The organism is Nitriliruptor alkaliphilus DSM 45188, from assembly GCF_000969705.1.
GTDB lineage: Bacteria > Actinomycetota > Nitriliruptoria > Nitriliruptorales > Nitriliruptoraceae > Nitriliruptor > Nitriliruptor alkaliphilus.
This window is the reverse complement of record NZ_KQ033901.1, coordinates 2282658-2301500: the sequence shown is the minus strand read 5'-3', so window position 1 is coordinate 2301500 and position 18843 is coordinate 2282658. Positions and strand designations below refer to the sequence as shown.

General features: G+C 72.9%; 13 protein-coding genes. 4 read left to right on the top strand and 9 right to left on the bottom strand.

Translation table 11 applies throughout. The features are described from left to right. Positions 1-73: 73 nt before the first annotated feature. The 8 genes from NITAL_RS10760 to NITAL_RS10725 form a co-directional block, all read right to left on the bottom strand. The gene (locus NITAL_RS10760) at positions 74-952 is read right to left on the bottom strand and encodes an ABC transporter permease (protein WP_083441446.1); all 879 of its coding nucleotides are present in this window, start codon (positions 950-952) and stop codon (positions 74-76) included. A 73-nt stretch (positions 953-1025) separates the two neighbouring features. Beyond that, a complete protein-coding gene (locus NITAL_RS10755) occupies positions 1026-1952 on the bottom strand; it encodes an ABC transporter permease (protein ID WP_211262330.1) in 927 nt (308 codons plus the stop codon). Between the two features lie 9 nt (positions 1953-1961). Continuing rightward, positions 1962-3107 carry a polyamine ABC transporter ATP-binding protein gene (locus tag NITAL_RS10750; protein ID WP_052669587.1) on the bottom strand — a complete coding sequence of 382 codons (1146 nt, stop codon included), beginning with the start codon at positions 3105-3107 and terminating at the stop codon, positions 1962-1964. 43 nt (positions 3108-3150) lie between these two features. Further along, positions 3151-4545, bottom strand: coding sequence for an NAD(P)/FAD-dependent oxidoreductase (locus NITAL_RS10745; protein WP_052666234.1), 1395 nt, complete (start codon positions 4543-4545; stop codon positions 3151-3153). Then, positions 4542-5783 (bottom strand): aminotransferase family protein, encoded by a 1242-nt coding sequence (locus NITAL_RS10740; RefSeq protein WP_052666233.1) that lies wholly within the window; start codon positions 5781-5783, stop codon positions 4542-4544. Before NITAL_RS10740 ends, NITAL_RS10745 begins: the two co-directional genes overlap by 4 nt. A 5-nt stretch (positions 5784-5788) precedes the next feature. After that, positions 5789-6898: an alanine dehydrogenase gene (gene ald, locus NITAL_RS10735; protein ID WP_052666232.1), complete on the bottom strand. Its 1110-nt coding sequence runs from the start codon at positions 6896-6898 to the stop codon at positions 5789-5791. Beyond that, positions 6895-8244 carry an aspartate aminotransferase family protein gene (locus NITAL_RS10730; protein WP_052666231.1) on the bottom strand — a complete coding sequence of 450 codons (1350 nt, stop codon included), beginning with the start codon at positions 8242-8244 and terminating at the stop codon, positions 6895-6897. The genes ald and NITAL_RS10730 overlap by 4 nt, the downstream gene beginning before the upstream one ends. 38 nt (positions 8245-8282) lie before the next feature. Further along, positions 8283-9689, bottom strand: coding sequence for a gamma-aminobutyraldehyde dehydrogenase (locus tag NITAL_RS10725; RefSeq protein ID WP_342674224.1), 1407 nt, complete (start codon positions 9687-9689; stop codon positions 8283-8285). Positions 9690-9956: 267 nt separating this feature from the next. Here NITAL_RS10725 and NITAL_RS10720 point away from each other — a divergent pair, with 267 nt between their 5' ends. From NITAL_RS10720 to NITAL_RS10710, 3 genes are all read left to right on the top strand, one after another. Continuing rightward, positions 9957-11405 (top strand): aldehyde dehydrogenase family protein, encoded by a 1449-nt coding sequence (locus NITAL_RS10720; protein ID WP_052666229.1) that lies wholly within the window; start codon positions 9957-9959, stop codon positions 11403-11405. A 101-nt stretch (positions 11406-11506) separates the two neighbouring features. Next, entirely contained in the window at positions 11507-13048 is a 1542-nt protein-coding gene (locus NITAL_RS10715; RefSeq protein WP_052666228.1) for a PucR family transcriptional regulator, read from the top strand. After that, positions 13045-14439 (top strand): NAD(P)/FAD-dependent oxidoreductase, encoded by a 1395-nt coding sequence (locus NITAL_RS10710; protein WP_052666227.1) that lies wholly within the window; start codon positions 13045-13047, stop codon positions 14437-14439. Before NITAL_RS10715 ends, NITAL_RS10710 begins: the two co-directional genes overlap by 4 nt. A 101-nt stretch (positions 14440-14540) precedes the next feature. Here the strand turns inward: NITAL_RS10710 and NITAL_RS10705 are convergent, their stop codons facing one another. Further along, on the bottom strand, positions 14541-17951 hold the full coding sequence (locus NITAL_RS10705) for a bifunctional proline dehydrogenase/L-glutamate gamma-semialdehyde dehydrogenase (RefSeq protein WP_052666226.1): 3411 nt from the start codon (positions 17949-17951) through the stop codon (positions 14541-14543). A 206-nt stretch (positions 17952-18157) separates the two neighbouring features. On the opposite strand from NITAL_RS10705, the gene NITAL_RS10700 reads away from it, so the two are divergent. Next, a complete protein-coding gene (locus NITAL_RS10700; RefSeq protein ID WP_211262329.1) occupies positions 18158-18838 on the top strand; it encodes a helix-turn-helix domain-containing protein in 681 nt (226 codons plus the stop codon). The last annotated feature ends 5 nt before the right edge of the window (positions 18839-18843 follow it).

Sequence of the window (18843 nt, the reverse complement as noted above, 5' to 3'; positions counted from 1 at the left end):
CCTCATCGTGATCATCCCTTCGCTTCGTCGGTCGTCGGTCGTCGGTCGCCGGTCGCGCGGCCGGTTCATCGGTTCACCCGCTGCCCTCGCGCCGGCGTGACACCGCCAACGACATGAGCACCAGCAGGATCGATCCCCCGAGCATCAGCACCGAGACGGCGTTGATCAGCGGTGTCACGCCGCGGCGGAGCGCCCCGAAGACGTACACCGGCAACGTCGTCGAACCCGCACCGCTGACGAACTCGGCGATCACCACGTCGTCGAGTGACAGCGTCAGCGCCAGCAGTGCGCCGCCTGCCACCCCCGGTGCGATCAGCGGCAGGGTCACCCGGCGGAACGCCTGCCAGCGGCTCGCGTACAGGTCGGCTGCGGCCTCCTCCAGGGCTCCGTCCAGGCCGGACAGGCGCGCCCGGACCACCAGGGCCACGAAGGAGATGTTGAACGCCACGTGCGCCAGCGTGATGGTGCCGATCCCCCGGCTGAGCTGCGCCCCCGTGGCGAGGAAGATCAGGTCGAAGGCCTGCACGAAGAACAGCAGCAGCATCACGGCCATCGTGATGTCGGGGATGATCACCGGCAGGTACAGCAGCCCGTCGAAGGCGCGTTGGCTGCGGTAGCGGTAGCGCTCCATCGACAGCGCGGCGGCGGTGCCGAGGACGGTCGCGATCACGGTCGAGATCACGGCGACCAGCACCGACGTCCACAGGGCATCCATCACCCGGGTGTTGGCGAACATCTCGCCGTACCAGCGGGTCGAGAAGCCACCCCAGATACCGACGCGCTGGTTGTCGTTGAAGGAGTAGACGACCAGGACCAGGATCGGCAGGTAGAGGAAGGCGAACACCAGCCAGGCGTTGCCGGCCAGCAGCCGGTCGGCGCTGCGCTTCGGCCGCACGAGCGAGTCGTCGGCGACGTCGTCGGCCGCCGCTCCAGGGGCCTCGAGCACGCTCATGATCCCTCCTCCGAGACCGCCTCCGGTGCCATCAACCCCACCAGGGGGCCTGCGGCGCCGCTCCGATGCCCTCTCACAGGCTCTTGCCTCCGGTGCGGAAGTAGGTCATCGCCGCGACCAGCATCACGACCAGGATCGCCACCGACAGCGCGGAGCCGAACGGCCAGTCGCTGGCGGTGCCGATGAACTGCCGCGCGATGTAGCTGCCGAGCATCGTCGAGCCGCGACCGCCGAGGATCTCGGGGGTGACGTAGGCACCGAACGACGGGATGAACACCAGGATCGATCCGGCGATCACCCCGGGACGGGTCAGCGGCCAGGTGACCTTCCAGAACGCCTTCCACCCGGACGCGTACAGATCCCGTGCCGCCTCGACCAGCGAGTGGTCGAGGCGCTCGATCGAGGCGTACAGCGGCAGCACCATGAACGGCAGGTAGCCGTAGACCAGCCCGATCATCACCGCCCAGGGGGTGAACAGCAGCTGAGCGTTCTCGAACCCGAGCCACTGCAGCGTCCGCGTGAAGGGCCCGTCGCTGGACAGCAGGAACCGCCACGCGTAGGTCCGCACCAGGAGGTTGGACCAGAACGGGATCATCACCAGGACCAGCAGCAGGGCGCGGGTGCGCGCCGGCCGCGTCGCCAGGTAGTACGCGAACGGGTAGGACACCACCAGGCAGATCAGGGTGGTCAGCGCCGCGATCCACAGCGACCGCCACGCGATCCCGAGCACCAGGTCGTCGGTCAACCGGGAGTACGAGCCGAGGTTCCAGCCCCCGAGGATCGTGGCGCCGCGGACCGACCGCGTCGCGAACGAGTAGATGATGACGATCAACAGGGGCAGCGCGAAGAACAGCACCAGGTAGGCGTAGCTCGGCAGCCCGATGAGGAACCCGCGGCGTGACTCGGCCCGCTCGGCGTCGCGCTCCAGGCCAGGGCCAGGTGGCGGCACCGGACCCACGAGGTCGGGTTCGACCTCCGGGGGTGGCATCGTGGTGGACACGCGCGCCCCTCAGTCCTCGAGCACGGTGGCGCTGCTCGGCGCCCACCGCACCCGAACGCGATCCCCGACGTCGAAGTGCTCGATGCCCGGCGCGTTGCCCTGACGGATCCGGATCCTGGTCGGCGGATCGCCGCTGTCCCCGGTGACCTCGTAGAGGATCGCGTTGCCGAGGAAGCTCAGCATGGTCACCTCACCGTGCAGCGCGTCGAGGGACAGGTCGCGTTCGCTGTCGGCACGGCGCAGGCCCACGTGCTCGGGACGGATGGCGACCGTGAGCTCGGTCCCCGCGGGCACCTCGTGGGCCACCCGGATCGTGGTCCCGTCCGGGAGGCGCGCGTGCTCCTCGTCCACCGCCGTCGCGCGCAGCAGGTTGGTGTCACCGATGAAGTCGGCCACGAACCGCGTCCGCGGACGGGCGTAGATCTCCTCGGGGGTCCCGACCTGCAGGAGCTTGCCACCGTCCATGACCGCGATGCGGTCCGACATCGTCAGCGCCTCCTCCTGGTCGTGGGTGACGTAGACGAAGGTGATGCCGACCCGCTCCTGGAGCTGCTTGAGCTCGACCTGCATGGCCTGGCGGAGCTTGAGGTCCAGTGCCCCGAGGGGCTCGTCCAGCAACAGGACCTTGGGGTGGTTGACGAGGGCTCGTGCCAGAGCGACGCGCTGCTGCTGGCCACCCGACAGCTGCTTGGGCTTGCGGGTCTCGCGGCCCTGCAGCTGCACCAGCTCGATCACCTCGGCGACGCGCCGCTTGGCCTCCGCCCCCTCGACCTTCTTCATCTGCAGCCCGAAGGCGATGTTGTCCTCGACCGTCATGTGCGGGAACAGCGCGTAGGACTGGAACACGGTGTTGACCGGCCGGCGGTTCGGCGGCTCGAGGCCGACCTCGTCGCCGAAGATCCGGACGCTGCCCGCCGTCGGGTACTCGAAGCCGGCGATCATGCGCAGCGTGGTCGTCTTGCCGCACCCCGACGGGCCGAGCAGCGAGAAGAACTCCCCGTCACGGATGCGCAGATCGATGTCGTCGACCGCGACGACCGGGTCGGCCCCCTTCACGCCGGGGAAGCGCTTGGTGATGCCCTGCAGGGTCACGGCTGCGGGCTCCGCCGACGAGGCAGCGTCCGCCCCGGTCCGCTCACCGGTCGCGACGTTCACGTCGGTCACCTGCGTCCTCCTCGGTCAGGTGGTGCGGTCGAACTCACGAGTCGAACCCGATCCCCGCCGCGTCCAGGACACGCAGCCACGGACCCCGACGACCGTCGCGCCGGTCGGCCCGCGCCAGTGCCCGGCGGGTCAGCGTCACACCCACCCAGCGCAGCGGTTCGGGGGGGAACGGGAACGGCGCCGTCGAGGTGAAACGTAGGTCGAGCAGCGGCGAGCTGGGGTCGAGCAGGCGATCGGTCAGCACGTGTCCGGCGAACCGGGTCGCGGCGACGCCGAGGCCGGTGTAGCCGAGGGCGTAGACGACCCGACCGCCGAGGACGTCACCGAAGACCGCCGTGAAGCGGGTCGTGGTCGCGATGGGGCCACCCCACCAGCGCTCGAACGGCACGTCGTCGAGCTGCGGGAAGGTGGCGCGGAAGTGGGCGGCCAGGCGGTCGTAGGTGGCCCGCCGGTGGTCGTCGCGGGTCCCGACCCCGTTGCCGAAGCGGTAGATCGCGTCGTAGCCGCCCCACAGGATGCGGTCGTCGGGCGTCAGCCGGTAGTAGTGGAACTGGTTGCCGGCGTCGGCGACCCCCTGCCGGCCCTCCCAGCCGACGCGGGCGCGCTGCTCGGCGGTGAGCGGCGCCGTGACCAGCACGTAGTCGTGGACGGGGACGAAGTGCCGTGCGGTCCGTGGCAGCACCCGGTGGCTGTAGGCGTTGGTGGCCAGGACCGCGCGGTCGGCCCGTACGGTGCCGTCGGGCGTGCGTACCCGGACCCCGGTGGCGTCCTCGGCGACCTCGGTGACGGGTGTCCCCTCGTGGACGGGCACGCCACGACGGTCGAGCTCGGCCGCCAGCCCACGGACGAGCCGTCCGGGGTCGACGGTGGCGCCCGCCTCGGGACGGTGCAGTGCACCGACGTAGGTGGGCGAGTCCACCAGCGCCCGCGCCCCGGCACGGTCGAGCAGCTCGACCTTCTCGCCGGCGGCCTCGTGGGCGTCCACGGCGCCCGCGAGTTCGTCGAGCTGCCAGCCCTCGGTCGCCACGTCGAGGACCCCGGCCTCGTGCAGGTCACAGTCGATGGCGAACCGGTCGACGTCCTCGATCAGCCCACGGAGGTTGGCCGCCCCGAGGCGGGTGAGCTCGTCGACCTCGTCCGGGAAGTGGGCGAGACCGTTGTGCAGCCCGTGGGTCAGCGAGGGCTCGACGAACCCGCCGTTGCGCCCCGATGCCCCGTGGCCGACGGTCGCGGCCTCGAGCACGACCACGTCCAGAGCTGGGTCGCGTTCGGTGAGCTGCAGCGCGGTCCACAGGCCCGTGAAACCCGCGCCGATCACCACCACGTCGGCACGGCGGTCGCCGGCCAGGCCTGGGCGCGGCGGTCCGGCGCCGTCCTGCCACAGGCTGAGGCCGCGCGTCGGGTGGGTGCCGCGGAGGTCCACGGTCACCGCGTCACCACCGGGACGGCCGGCCGGGCCACCGCGTCCGCGAGGCTCTGGACCAGTCGGTCGACCTGGGCGTCGGTGATCACCAGGGGCGGCGAGAACGCGATGGTGCCGGCGCCGATCGGGCGTGCGATGACCCCTGCTGCGAGCATGTGCTCGCGCACCTGCGGGGCGTCGACGCCGGGGCCGAGGCCGACGGCGCGGACCGCCCCGTCGCCGCGAACCTCGACGATGCGCTCCCCGTCGATCAGCCTGGACAGCCCGTCGGCCAGGCGCCGGCCCACGTGGACAGCACGGTCGAGCAGCCCCTCGTCCTCGAGGACGTCGAGGTTGACGAGGGCGGCCGCCGATGCCGCGGGGTGCCCCGAGTAGGTGTGTCCCGTCCGCAGGACCGCGTCCGGGTCGGCGGCGAAGGGGGCGAGGACCCGCGGTGTCACCAGGACGCCGCCGAGGGGCTGGTAGCCCGAGGTGACCGCCTTGGCGAACACCGTCAGGTCCGGGGTCACCCCGTACCGGTCCGCCCCCCACCAGTGACCCAGGCGGCCGAAGCCGGTGATGACCTCGTCGAGGATCAGCAGGGCCCCGTGCTGATCGCACAGGGCACGCAGGCCCGCGAGCTCCCCCGGTTCGGGCGGGTACACGCCGCCGGCCCCGATGACGGGCTCGGCGATGACAGCGGCGACGCGGCCGGGGTTGGCGGCGAACGCGGCCGCCGCTGCTTCGAGGTCGCCCCGTGGCACCTGGCACACGTCGGGCAGCAACGGCCCGAAGCCCGCCTGGTTGAGTGGCAGGCCGGTCAGCGTCGTGCCCGCGTAGGCCACCCCGTGGTAGCTCGGGCGTCGGCTGATGACCACGGTACGGGCGGGGTCACCCGCGAGGTGGTGCGAGAACCGGGCGAGCTTGACCGCCGTCTCGACCGCCTCGGACCCGGACGAGGTCAGGAACACCCGTGACCCGGCGACCGGAGCACGCGCGGCGAGGCGCTCGCACAGCTGCTCGGTCGGTTCGTTCGTGAAGCGTTCGAAGGTGTGGTACCCGGCCAGCTGGCGCATCTGCGTCGCCACCGCGTCCGCGATCTCGCCCCGACCGTGACCGATGTTGCAGTACCACAGGGACGCCATGCCATCGACGTAGGACCGTCCGTGCGCGTCCCACACCGTCGCGCCCTCACCTCGCATGATGGTCAGGAACCCGTCGGCGCTCGGACGCGTGAACGGGTGGAGGAACGCCGTCGCTGCCACCAGCCTCAGCCCTCCGGGGTCGTGGTGTCGGGGCCGTCCCGGTGCGGCAGGTCGGGGAAGGTCGCCGCGACCGCCGGGTGCACGATCCGGCCCCCGAGCACGTTCGCGGCGCCGGTCAAGCCCGGCCCCTCCGGGTCGTCGAGCAGACGCAGGAGCCGCGGTCCGACGGCCGCCGACAGCGCTGCCGACGCGGTGCGCGGGAACTGGCCCGGCACGTTGGTGACGCAGTAGTGCAGCACCCCGTGTGCGGTGTAGGTCGGCTCGGAGAGGGTGGTCGGGCGAGCGGTCTCGATGCAGCCGCCCTGATCGATGGCGAGGTCGACGACCACCGCACCGGGCCGCATGGAGGCCACCATCTCCTCGGTCACCACCGTGGGGGCGCGGGCACCGGGGACCAGGGCGGCACCGACCACCAGGTCCGCCTCGCGGACGTGCGCGGCGACCAGCGCAGCCTCGGAGATCTGGGTCGCGTCGACCGTGCCGTCGAGGTGGTGGTCGTAGAGGCGCTGCAGGTCCACGTCGATACCGGTCACGTGCGCGTCGAGGCCACGAGCACCACGGGCCGCCATCGTGCCGGCGACCCCGAGGCCGATGACGAGCACCTTGGCAGGCGGCACCCCGGCGGCGCCGCCGAGCAACGTGCCGGACCCGCCCGAGGCGGCCGACAGCTGGTTGGCCCCGATGATGGCCGCGGCGCGGCCGGCGATCTCGGACATCGGTGCCAGCAGCGGCAGCAGCCCGCGGTCGGTCAACGTCTCGTAGGCGTAGGCGTCGACGCCCGTGCGCACCAGCGCTTCGGTCAGCTCGGGCTCGGCCGCCAGGTGCAGGTAGGTGAACAGGGTCAGCCCGTCACGGAACAGGCCGTACTCGGAGCGCTGCGGCTCCTTGACCTTGACCACGACGTCGGCGGCCCAGACGTCCTCGGCGTCGCCGACCAGTTCCGCGCCGGCGTCCTTGAAGTCCCCGTCGCTGAACCCCGCTCCGATGCCGGCGGCGGACTGTACGAGGACCCGGTGACCGCGCGCGACCACCGACGCGACCGCGGCCGGTGTCAGGGCGACCCGCTCCTCGTGGTCCTTGACCTCGGTGGGGATGCCGACCGTGCGTGCGCTCACGTGTTCTCCGTCCGCTTCTGTGCCTCGCCGAGTACCTGGTCCACGATGTCCACCAGCTCGCCGAGGACCGCGCGATCGGCCACCAGCGGTGGCGACAGCTGGAGCACGGGCTCGTCGCGGTCGTCGGCGCGCAGGATCAACCCGAGCTCGAGCATCCGGGACGACAGGAAGCCGCGCAGCAGGTCCTCGGACTCCGCGTCGTCGAACATCACCTTGTGCTCGCGGTCCTTGACCAACTCCAGCGCCCAGAAGTAGCCGGTGCCACGGACGTCACCGACGATCTCGTGGCGGTCGTACAGCTCGCGCAACTGGTCGCCGAACCAGTCCTCGTTGGCCTGGACGTTGGCCAGCACGTCCTCGGTCTCGAAGACCTCGAGGTTGGCGAGGGCGACGGCGCACGAGACCGGGTGGCCGCCCCAGGTCGCCCCGTGGACGAACATCGTGTGCTTCTCGGACTGGAGGGCGGCGGCGATGTGGTCCCGGAAGGCGACACCGCCGAGCGGGGCGTACGCGGAGGTGACGCCCTTGGCGAAGGTCAGGATGTCGGGCACGACCCCGTAGCGCTCGGCACCGGTCCAGGTGCCGAGGCGACCGAAGGCGGTGATGACCTCGTCGCAGGCGAGCAGGACGCCGTGACGGTCGCAGATCTCGCGCAGGCGGGGCCAGTAGTCAGCGGGCGGGGTGAAGCACCCGCCCGCGTTCTGGACCGGCTCGGCGATGACCAGGGACACGTTCTCGGGTCCCGCCTCGAGGATGAGGTCCTCGATGGCCTGGGCCGGGTCGTCGTGCTGGGGCCGGTAGGCGTTGGTGTTCGGCGCGTACAGGTGGACGGGGCGCAGCGGCTCGAACGGCTCACGCAGACCCGCCAGCCCCGTGACCCCGAGCGCTCCGAGCGTCGTCCCGTGGTAGGCGTAGTTGCGGCTGATGACCTTCACGCGGGTCGGCTCGCCGTTCAGCCGGTGGTACTGCTGGGCGAGCTTGACCGCGCCCTCGACCGCTTCCGACCCCGAGTTGACGAAGAAGAACCGGTTGAGGTCGCCGGGGAACCGCTGCGCGAGGGCACCGGCCAGGTCGATCGAGGGTTGGTTGGCGTAGGACCAGTTGGTGGAGAACGGCAGCTTGGCCATCTGCGTCGCGGCGGCCTCGACCATCTCCTGGCGGCCGTAGCCCACCTGGAGGCAGAACAGCGCCGACAGCCCGTCGAGGTAACGCTTGCCGGTGGTGTCCCAGACGTAGCAGCCCTCGCCGTGGTCGAGCACGGGGACGGTCGGCTCCGGCCCGAGCCAGTCGGCGGTGCGGGTGAAGTGCAACCAGAGGTTGCCGTCCGACAGCTGCGCGGTGCTCATGGTGCCTCCTGGCCGGGCGGTGACGTCGGCGGTGACGCTCAGACGGTGATGTCGCTCATCACGTGCTTGATGCGCGTGTAGTCCTCGAGGCTGTACATGGACAGGTCCTTGCCGTGCCCCGAGTGCTTGAACCCACCGTGGGGCATCTCGGCGACGATCGGGATGTGGGTGTTGATCCACACCGCGCCGAAGTCGAGGCCCTTGGCGACCCGCATGGCCCGCCCGTGGTCCTTGGTCCAGACGCTGGAGGCCAGGCCGTACTTGACGCCGTTGGCCCAGCGAAGCGCCTGGTCCTCGTCGCTGAAGCGCTGGACGGTCACCACCGGACCGAAGACCTCGGTCTGGCTCATCTCGTCGTCCTGCTGCAGACCGGCCACGACGGTCGGTTCGAAGAAGAACCCGTCGCGCGCCAGCGGGTGACCGCCAACGGTCACCTCGGCGTGGTCGGGGACCCGGTCGAAGAAGCCGCTCACGCGGGCGAGCTGGTCGGCGTTGTTGAGCGGGCCGTAGTCGGGCTCGTCCGCCGGCGGCCCCGTCCGGGTGCCGCGTGCCTGCTCGGCCAGCGCGGCGACCAGATCGTCGTGGATCGCGTCGCTGGCCAGCACCCGCGACGCGGCCGTGCAGTCCTGCCCGGCGTTGAAGTAGCCGGCGCCGGCGATCCCGGCCGCGGCTGCCTCGACGTCGGCGTCGTCGAAGACGAGGACGGGTGCCTTGCCGCCGAGCTCGAGGTGGGTGATCTTCAGGTCACGCGACGCTGCTTCGGCGACCTCCATGCCTGCCCGGATCGACCCGGTCACGGACACGAACTGCGGCACCTCGTGGGCCACGAGCGCCCGGCCGGTGTCGCGGTCGCCGCACACCACGTTGAGGACGCCCGGTGGCAGGAACTCCTGCATCAGCTCGGCCATCCACACCGTCGAGAGGGGCGTGGTGTCCGACGGCTTGAGGACCACGGTGTTGCCGGCAGCCAGCGCGGGCGCGAACTTCCACACGGCCATCATCATCGGGTAGTTCCACGGCGTGACCTGCGCGCAGACCCCGATCGGCTCGCGGCGCACGAACGAGGTGTGGCCCGGCATGTACTCCCCCGCCGACCGGCCCTCGAGGATGCGGGCCGCACCGGCGAAGAAGCGGATCTGGTCCACCGCCGGCGGCAGCTCCTCGTCCAGGGTGAGCTGGAAGGGCTTGCCGGTGTTCTCGCACTCGAGGCGGATGAGCTCCTCGCCTCGGGACTCCATTCGCTCCGCGATCCGGAGCAGCGCGAGGCTGCGTTCGGCGGGGGTGGCGTCCCGCCAGGCCGGGAAGGCCTCGGCAGCCGCGCGACAGGCCTCGTCGACGTCCTGCTCCCCCGAGCGCGGCGCGGTCGCGAAGACCTTGCCGGTCGACGGATCGGTCAGCTCCATCGTCTCGCCCGACGCGGCGGGCCGCAGCTCGCCACCGATCAAGTTCCGCGTCTCTCGCACCTTCGCAGCCTCCCAGCTCGCTCATGGAGACCGACCCTACGACCGCCGCTGCCGCCGTGTCGTCGGACACCTGGCTCGTCCCGCGAGGCGCGCGTTGGCCACCTGGCGAACACGACGCCGCCTGGGCCACACGGCCAAGGATGCGGGGCACTTCCCGTGCGTCTGTCGGAAGACGGCGCACGGCCGCCTTCGTAGCGTCCATCGTCGCGGGCGGGACTTCGACGTCCGTCCGAGGAGAGGAAGCGACCTGTGGCGGACGTGCCCGCGCGGACCGCGCTGCTGATCGACGGCGGCTGGGAGGACCGGGAGCTGACGATGCCGGTCCTGGACACCTGGAGCGGCGCCACCATCAGCGCGCAGGCGGTCGCCGACGAGGCCGACGTGGATCGGGCCGTCGACGTCGCGACCCGGGTGCTGCGCGGCGGGCCGCTGCCGCTCGCCGAGCGCGCCGCCGTGCTGGAGCGGACCGCCGACCTCGTGCGCCGCGACCGGGAGCACCTCGCCCACCTCATCGCCCTCGAGGCGGCCAAGCCGATCGCCGCCGCCCGCACGGAGGTCGATCGCTGCGTCGAGACCCTGGCGTTCAGCGCCGCGGAGGTCCGGACCGCCCACGACCGGACCCTGCCGATGGACGCCCACCCGGCCGGGGTCGGGGCCACCGGGTTCGTCCGGCGCGAACCGATCGGGGTCGTCGCGGCCATCACCCCCTTCAACTTCCCCCTGAACCTCGTCGCCCACAAGGTCGGTCCGGCCGTCGCGGCCGGGTGTCCGGTCGTGCTCAAGCCCGCCGAGCGCACGCCGCTGTCGTCGATCGCCCTCGCCGAGCGGCTCCTCGACGCGGGCCTGCCCGCCGGCTGGCTGGCGGTGCTCACCGGGGACGGGCCGGTCGTGGGTGGTGCACTCACCCGGCACCCGGGCGTGGCCGCCGTGACCTTCACCGGATCGGCGCCGGTCGGCGAGGTGCTCGCGCGCGAGGGCTCCCACGCCAAGGTGCTGCTCGAGCTCGGCTCCGCAGCACCGCTGGTGGCCGAGGCGGACGCGGACCTCGCCACGGTCGTCGACCGGGTCGTCGCCGGCGGCTTCGGCCACGCCGGGCAGTCGTGCGTGTCGGTCCAACGCCTGCTGCTGCACGAGCGTGTCGCCGACGACGTGCTCGACCGGCTGGTGCCGCGGGTGGCCGGCCTCCGGCTCGGGCCGCCGCTCGACGAGACCTCGGACCTGTCCTGCGTGATCGACGCCGCCGCCGGCGAGCGGATCCGCCGCTCCGTCCGGTCGACGGTCGACGGCGGTGGCCGCGTCCTGACCGGCGGCGGCGGGGACGGCGCGGTGGTGGAACCCACGGTCGTCACCGACGTGTCGCTCGATGCGCCGCTGTGGACCGAGGAGGTGTTCGGTCCGGTCGTGGCGGTCCGCACCTTCGCCACCACCGACGAGGCGATCGCTGCCGTGGAGGCCGGGCCACCGCTGATCCACCTCGGCGTGTTCACCCGGGACCTGGACCGGGCGCTGACCTACGTCGACCGCATCCGGGCCGGCGCGGTGCTGGTCAACGAGTCCCCGACCTTCCGCGTCGACCAGGCGCCCTACGGGGGCGTCGACCACCCCGGCACCACGCGCGAGGGTCCCCGCTCGACGATCCACGAGCTGACCACCGAGAAGGTCGTGGTCCTGCGTCGCACGGCCGGCTCACCGACGTGAGCGCCGACGCGATCGGTGGCGTGCGTGCTCCCGCGGCGCGACCCCCCTCGGCCTGGCCATCACGGCGTTACGCTCGTGGACCGGCCGTCGTCAGGGGTCCCGTGCCGTTGTGGCTCCCCGAACTGCTCGACGACCCCAGCCTCGGGCTGGAGGTCGTGGCCGGCCACGCCGGGGTCGACCACCGTGGCCCCATCCGGTGGGCCCACATCTCCGACACCCCCGACCCCACACCGTGGCTCGAGGGCGGCGAGGTTCTGCTCACCACCGGTATCGGTGTTCGGGACGACCCCGAGCTCCAGCAGCGGCTGGTGGCTGCGCTGTCGCGTCGCGAGGTCGTGGCCGTCGGCTTCGGGATCGGCGTGGTCCTCGATCAGGTGCCGCCGGCGATGGTCGCGGCGTGCGACGAACTCGACCTGCCGCTGTTCACCGTCCCCTACGAGGTCCCCTTCATCGCCGTGACCCGCCGCGTGTCCCACCACACCTTCGCCGAGCACGACGCCACCCTCCGCAGCGCCGTGGCCCTGCACCGTCAGGTGCTGGCGGCGGTCGTGGGCGAGGAGGGTGTGCCGGGCGTCCTGGCGACGGTCGGCCCGGCCATGCCCGGCGCCGCGCTGGTGGCCTTCGACTACGGCGGCCGTGAGCTCGGTCGGCACGACCCCGCCGGTGTCGTGGCCGACCTCGGTGTCGCCAAGCTGTGGGTGACGACGGTCGCCGACGGTTCACGTGCCACCGCCGAGCTCGACGGACACCTGGTGACGTCGCGCCCGGTCCGGCTCGGCGACGAGGTCGAGGCGGTCGTGGTCGCCGTCAGCGACCGGCCGCTCGTCGAGCACGAGGAGCTGCTCTTCGAGCAGGGCCTCGCGGGCGTGTCCCTCGAGCTCGCCCGCGGGCGCTCGGTGCGTGAGGCCAACCGCACCCGCGTCGACGAGCTGCTCGAGGAGGTCGCCGCAGGTCGCGCGACCACCGCATCGACGACCCGCGCCCTCGACCGGTTGGGCGTCCAGCTGCGCGGGGGGTACCGCGTCCTGGCGGTCTCGCGCCCCACCGCTGTCAGCCCCGCGCACCTGTGCGCCGTGGTCGAGGACGTGCTGCTCGTGTCGGCTCGACCGCTCGTGGGTCGGCTGGACGGGGTCGTGCACGCCATCGTGCCCGACGACGCCGGGGTCGCCGACGCCATCGCCACGGCCGCGGCCACGCGCGGGTGGACCGGGATCCGCATCGGCCGCAGCCGCGTGAAGCACGACGTGGACGCGCTGGCAGCCGGTCTGCGTGAGTCGCGTGTCGCGCTCCAGCTGGAGGCACCGGCCGCCGTCCGTGACGTCGACCAGCTCGGCCTCCCCGGCCTGCTCGCGGGGATGCGCGACGAGCTCGGCACGACCGACTTCGTGGCGACCGTCCTCGGGCCGGTGCTGGAACAGGACGGGCCCGACGGGTCGCCCCTCATCGACACGTTGCGCGCCTACCTGGCGCACGGGTGCCGACCGGGCCCAGCCGCCGAGGAGCTGTGTGTCCACCGGCACACCCTCGCCTACCGCCTCGACCGCATCCGCGACCTCACCGGCCGTGACCCGCGCGCCGGTGAGCACCTGCTGGAGTTCGGGCTCGCGCTCGAACTGCACGACCGTTCGACGGGCCGCGCGTGACGACAGGCGCGTCGCCCGCGACGTGGTGGCTCGGCGACAGCGGCGACGAGCTGACGCCGCGCCCACCGCTGGACGGCGACGCGACGGTCGACGTCGCCATCGTCGGCGCCGGCTTCACCGGCCTCTGGACCGCGTGGTACCTGCTGGCACGTGACCCGACGACGCGGGTGCTGCTCGTCGAGGCCGAGACCGCCGGTTTCGGCGCCTCCGGCCGCAACGGGGCGTGGCTGTCACCGGGCGTCGGCGTCACCCCGACCGAGCTGGCACGCCGGACCTCCCCCGCGACGACGCGCGCCACGACCCTGGCGATGCGCGACACCATCACCGAGATCGCGGCCGTCTGCGACCGGGAGGGCATCGACGCGGGGCTGCGCCGCGGCGGCATCCTCCGGGTCGCGCGTGGCCGGCACGAGGTCCCCGTCATGCACGCCGGGCACGCGGCGCTCGCCGACCTCGGGCTGGCGTCCGACCTCCACGTCCTGTCCCGAGGCGAACTGTCGGAGCGCATCCAGGTCGCGGACGCGCACGGGGCGCTGTTCGACCCGTACGGCGCCGTCGTCCACCCCGGCCGCCTCGTCCGCGGGCTCGCTCGACGGGTCGAGTCCGCCGGCGCGACCATCGCCGAGGGCACGCGGGTCACCGACGTCCACCCCGGAGCGGGGACGAGGCCACCTCGGCTCGTCACCGACCGCGGGACGGTGACCGCCGATGCGGTCCTGCTGGCGTGCGAGGCCTGGCTCCCCCAGCTCCCCGGGCGGGCCCGCGACGTGCTCCCGCTCTACTCGCTGATCGTGTTGACCGAGCCGATCGACGAGGCACGGTGGGCGACCATCGGCTGGGACGGGCACGAGTGCCTGTCGTCGCACCGGCTGACCGTCGACTACCTCTCACGCACCGAGGACGGCCGGGTGCTGTTCGGTGGCCGCGGCGCGCCCTACCACTACGGCTCGGGGGTCGGCCCGCAGCACGACCTGCACGACCCCACCCACACCGAGCTGGCGCGGCAGCTGACCGCGTGGTTCCCGCAGCTGCGCGGCGTGCGCATCGCCGCGCGGTGGGGTGGGCCCTTGGCGATGCCTCGCGACTGGCTGCCGACGTTCCGGTTCGACCCCGCGAGCGGCATCGGGGCCGCCTACGGCTACACGGGCCAGGGTGTGGCGACCACCAACCTCGCCGGGCGGGTCCTCGCCGACCTGGTGCTCGACGGGGACACCCCGTTCGCGGACCTGCCCATGGTCGGCCACCGACCGCGCCGCTGGGAACCCGAACCCCTGCGGTGGCTCGGTGCACGCATCGTGCAGCACGGTCTGGCCCGCGCCGACGCCCGCGCGGCCCGTACCGGGCGCCCGCCGACGGGCCGCACCCTCGCCGAGCGTCTGATCCGCCACTGACGCGGCCTGCAACCGGTGGCGACCGCCCACCCCCGACCGTTCACCTGCAACCGGTAGCAGCCACCCACCCCCGACCGTTCACCTGCAACCGGTTGCGGTCCTCAGCGGTCGTCGCGGAGGACGCCGTAGCGGTGGAGGGTGCGGCTGATGGCCTGCTCGAGCAGGTGGTGGCCCACCTCGACCCGGCCGTTGGCGACGACGGGCGCGGTGAGCACGTCCAGCCGCAGATCGATCGCGGCCTGCTCGAGAGCGGGCTCGAGCTCACCGACGACGCGGACGCGGACCCCCTCCTCGTCGGCCGTGCGCTCCACGAGGCGCGCGGCGTCCTCGACGGTGACACGCACCAGGCCCGCGCCGAGCGGAGCGGCGCACGGGTGGGGTGCCGGGCTGCTGAGCTCCACCGGGGAGCCCGACCGGACCGCGGCGAGGACGACGCGGGCGACGTCACGGTCCGACGCGTCCGGCCCGACGCGCACCACCACGCGACGCCGCGGGCGGTAGCGCAGGACGTTGGCCTCGGAACGCAGCCCGGTCGGATCGTGCTCGACCCCGAAGGTGGTCCGCCAGGCGTGCTCGTCCGAGGCAGCGGCGGTCCGCAGCCAGGTCAGCTCGTCCGGGTCGAGGACCGGCGTCACCCTGGCGAGCAGGGCGGCGACCTGCGACCCGGGCTCGACGACGTCCGTCGGCGGCCGCTCCTCGCACCAGGTACCGAGCTGCGCCACGTAGTTCGGACCACCGGCCTTGGCGCCGGGGCCGACCGAGGACCGCTTCCAGCCACCGAAGGGCTGGCGTTGCACGATGGCCCCCGTGATGTGCCGGTTCACGTACGCGTTGCCGACCTGGACCTTGGCCAGCCACCGTTCGACCTCGCGGTCGTCGAGTGAGTGGATCCCGCCGGTCAGCCCGTACCCGGTCGCGTTCTGGATGGCGATGGCCTCGTCGAGGTCGGCAGCACGCACGATGCCGAGGACGGGTCCGAACCACTCGGTGGTGTGGGTCCAACTGCCGGCCGTCACACCCAACCGGACACCTGGGCTCCACAGCCGCCCATCCTCGGACAGCTGACGCGGTTCGACCAGCCACCGCTCCCCCGGTTCGAGGCGGGTCAGCGCCCGCTCGAGCTTGCCCTCGGGCCGGTGGATGACCGGCCCCACCGTGGTCGCGAGGTCGGTCGACGGGCCCACCACGAGGCTCTCGACCGCGTCCACGAGCTGGTCGAGGAAGCGCGGGTCCTCGGCGACGTCGCCGAAGCAGATCGCCAGGCTGGCCGCCGAGCACTTCTGCCCGGCGTGCCCGAACGCCGACCGCACGAGGTCCGCGACGGCGAGGTCGAGGTCGGCGGCCGGGCTGACGATCAGGGCGTTCTTCCCGCTGGTCTCGGCCATCAGCGGCACGTCCGGGTTCCAGGTGCGGAACAGCTGCGCCGTCTCCGACGCGCCGGTGAGCACGATCGCGCCGAGGTCCGGGTGCGACACCAACGCCTGGCCGACCTCGTCGTCCTCGCATGGGAAGAACCGCAGGACGTCCTCGGGCACCCCAGCGGCCCAGCACGCTTCGGCGACCAGCTCGGCGCACCGCCGGGTCTCGGGTGCGGGCTTGAGGATGACCGCGTTGCCGGCCGCCAACGCTGCCAGCACCCCACCGGCGGGGATGGCCACCGGGAAGTTCCACGGCGGGGTGACGAGCACGACGCCGAGCGGCTCGTGGCGCAGTCCGTCGGCCGTCTCGAGCTCGGGCGCCCGCTCGGCGTAGTAGCGCGCGAAGTCGATGGCCTCGGACACCTCCGGATCGGCTTCGCCAACGGTCTTGCCGGCCTCGTGGACCATGACGCGGACCAGCTCACCGCGCTGGCGGGACAGCTCGGCGGCCACCGCGTGCAGGACCTCGCGACGGCCAGCAGCGCCACGTGCGTGCCAGGTCGGCTGCGCCGTGACCAGGTCCGACACGAGGCCCTCGGCCTCGGCCACCTCGGCCGGGATCGGCGTGCGAAGCGGCGCGGGCGGTGTCGCGACCAGGTCCTCGGCCCACGCGCGGTTGCCGGGCAGCGATGGATCGGTGTCGGGCTCGTTGACGAACCGGTCGAGGACGGCCGGCTCCTCGGACCGTCGGTCCTGGGTCCGGCGGGGCTCGGTCGGGACCTCGTGGCGGCGGCCGACCGCGGTGACGAACCGCTGCGCCTCACGGTCGAAGACGCTCGGGTCGGAGATCAGGTGCGGGAGCGCCCGCAGGAAGTTCTCGGGCGCCGAGGTCTCCTCGAGCCGCCGGAACAGGTAGGAGATGGCGACGTCGAAGTCGTCACGGGCGACCACCGGCGTGTACAGCCGCAGTTCGCCGGCGCGCCGCCCCACGGCGGCCGCCTCGCCCGGTGCCATGCCCTGCAGCATCTCGACGCGGACGTGGTCGGCGACACCCCGCTCCTCGGCCAGCAGCAGCGCCCACGCCACGTCGAACAGGTTGTGGCTGGCGATCCCGACCTTCACGGCGCCGAGGGCGCCCGGGTCGAGCACGAGGTCCACCAGCCGCTTGTAGTTCGCGTCGGTGTCGGCCTTGGTGGGGTACGGCGCGGCCGGCCACCCGTGGAGCTCGGCTTCGACCCGCTCCATCGCCAGGTTGGCGCCCTTGACCAACCGGATCCGCACCGGTGCACCGCCGCTCGCCCGACGCTGCGCCGCCCAGCTCATCAGCCGCTGGAGCGCTGCGACGCTGTCGGGCAGGTAGGCCTGCAGGACGATGCCCGCCTCGACCTGGTGCAGCGCGGACTCGTCGAGCAGCCGGGTGAACGCCTCCACGCTCAGCTCGAGGTCACGGTGCTCCTCGAGGTCGAGGTTCACGAACGTCGGTGGGTCGGTCGCCGCGGCGGCGAGGTACAGCCGGCGCAGCCGGTCACCGATCCGTTCGAGCTCGGCCTCGAACGCCCAGGGGTTGAGCTGGGCCGTGATGCCGGTGATCTTCACCGACACGTGGTCGACGTCGGGCCGGGCGACGAGGTCGAGCGTGCGCTCGAGCCGGCGGCGTGCCTCACGCTCACCGAGGACCGCTTCACCGAGCAGGTTGATGTTGAGCTGCTGACCGTCCGCGCGGGCCCCCGCCAGACGCGCCGCGAGCGCGTCGGGGTCGGCGTCGACCACCAGGTGGCCCACCAGCTGACGGAGCCGAGCCCGAGCGAGCGGCATGGCGATCGCCGGCGCGATCGGGGCGACCCGGCCACCGACGGCGAACAGCACCCGGTCCACGACCGACAGGAACCCGGGGATGCCACGACCGTCGACCACGTCGGCCAACTGCTCGGCGGCCACGCGGTCGCCGGTGGCGCGGGTCACGCGGTCGAGGAAGCCCGTCGCGACCTCGAAGCCCGCCGGGTCCTCCAGCAGCGCCGTCAGCCGGCGTGCGGTCCGCGCCTGGTGCCGGCTGACCTCACCGGCCGCATCGCGCCAGGTCCCCGCGAGCTCGATCGCACGATCGAGCAGGTCGGTGTCCGCGCCGGGTGGTGCGGCCGTCCCTTGGGTGACCACATCGCTACCTTCACCGTCGTTGCCCCCGGACCTGAGGGACGTGGATCACCAAGCGTCGCCGAGCCGACCCCGACGGGTCTTGTACGGATAGCCCGTCGCCGCTGCGTCCTGCCGCCAACGGGGCGCCCCCACCCGCCGGTGGGGACCTCGAGGGTCCGTTCCTCGAGCTCGACGCACCGGAGCTGCTCGGACTCTTCGACGCCCTGGTGGACGTGCTGTTCTGCGCCAAGGATGCCCAGCACCGCTACGTGGCCGTCAACGGGGCGTTCGTCCGCCGCACCGGCCGACGTTCGCGTCGGGAGGTCCTCGGCGCGCGCGCCACGGACCTGTTCCCGGCGCCCCTGGCCGAGCGGTACGAGGCCCAGGACCGGCGGGTGGTGCACACCGGCCGGCCGCTCCACGACGAGCTCGAGCTGATCCTGCGACCGGACGGCAGCGAGGGCTGGTACGTGACCACCAAGCTGCCGGTGATCCGGGGCGGTCAGGTGTCCGGCCTCGTCAGCATCTCGCGTGACCTGCACCGACCGAGCGAGGACCAGGTGGAGATCAGCTCGTTGTCGCGGGTCGTCGACCTGGTGCGACGTCGGCTCGACGAACCGCTGCGGATCTCGGACCTGGCCGCGGCCGCCGGGTGCTCACCGGGGCAGCTGACGCGTCGATTGCGCCGGGTGTTCGGCCTGTCGCCGACGCAGTTCCTGCTGCGCGCCCGCGTCGACCGCGCCACGACCCTGCTCGCCGGGACGGACCGACCGATCGCCGAGGTGGCCGCCGAGTGCGGGTTCTACGACCAGGCGGCGTTCACCCGGCAGTTCGCCCGGCTGACGGGCCGGACGCCGGCGCAGTACCGGGCCCGCCACACGGCCCTCGTCGGGCGCGGGGAGCGCTGAGGTCG

Excerpts from the sequence above, each read along its gene's own strand:
- NITAL_RS10760 (WP_083441446.1), bottom strand. The coding sequence starts at position 952 with ATGAGCGTGCTCGAGGCCCCTGGAGCGGCGGCCGACGACGTCGCCGAC.
- NITAL_RS10730 (WP_052666231.1), bottom strand. The coding sequence starts at position 8,244 with ATGAGCACCGCGCAGCTGTCGGACGGCAACCTCTGGTTGCACTTCACC.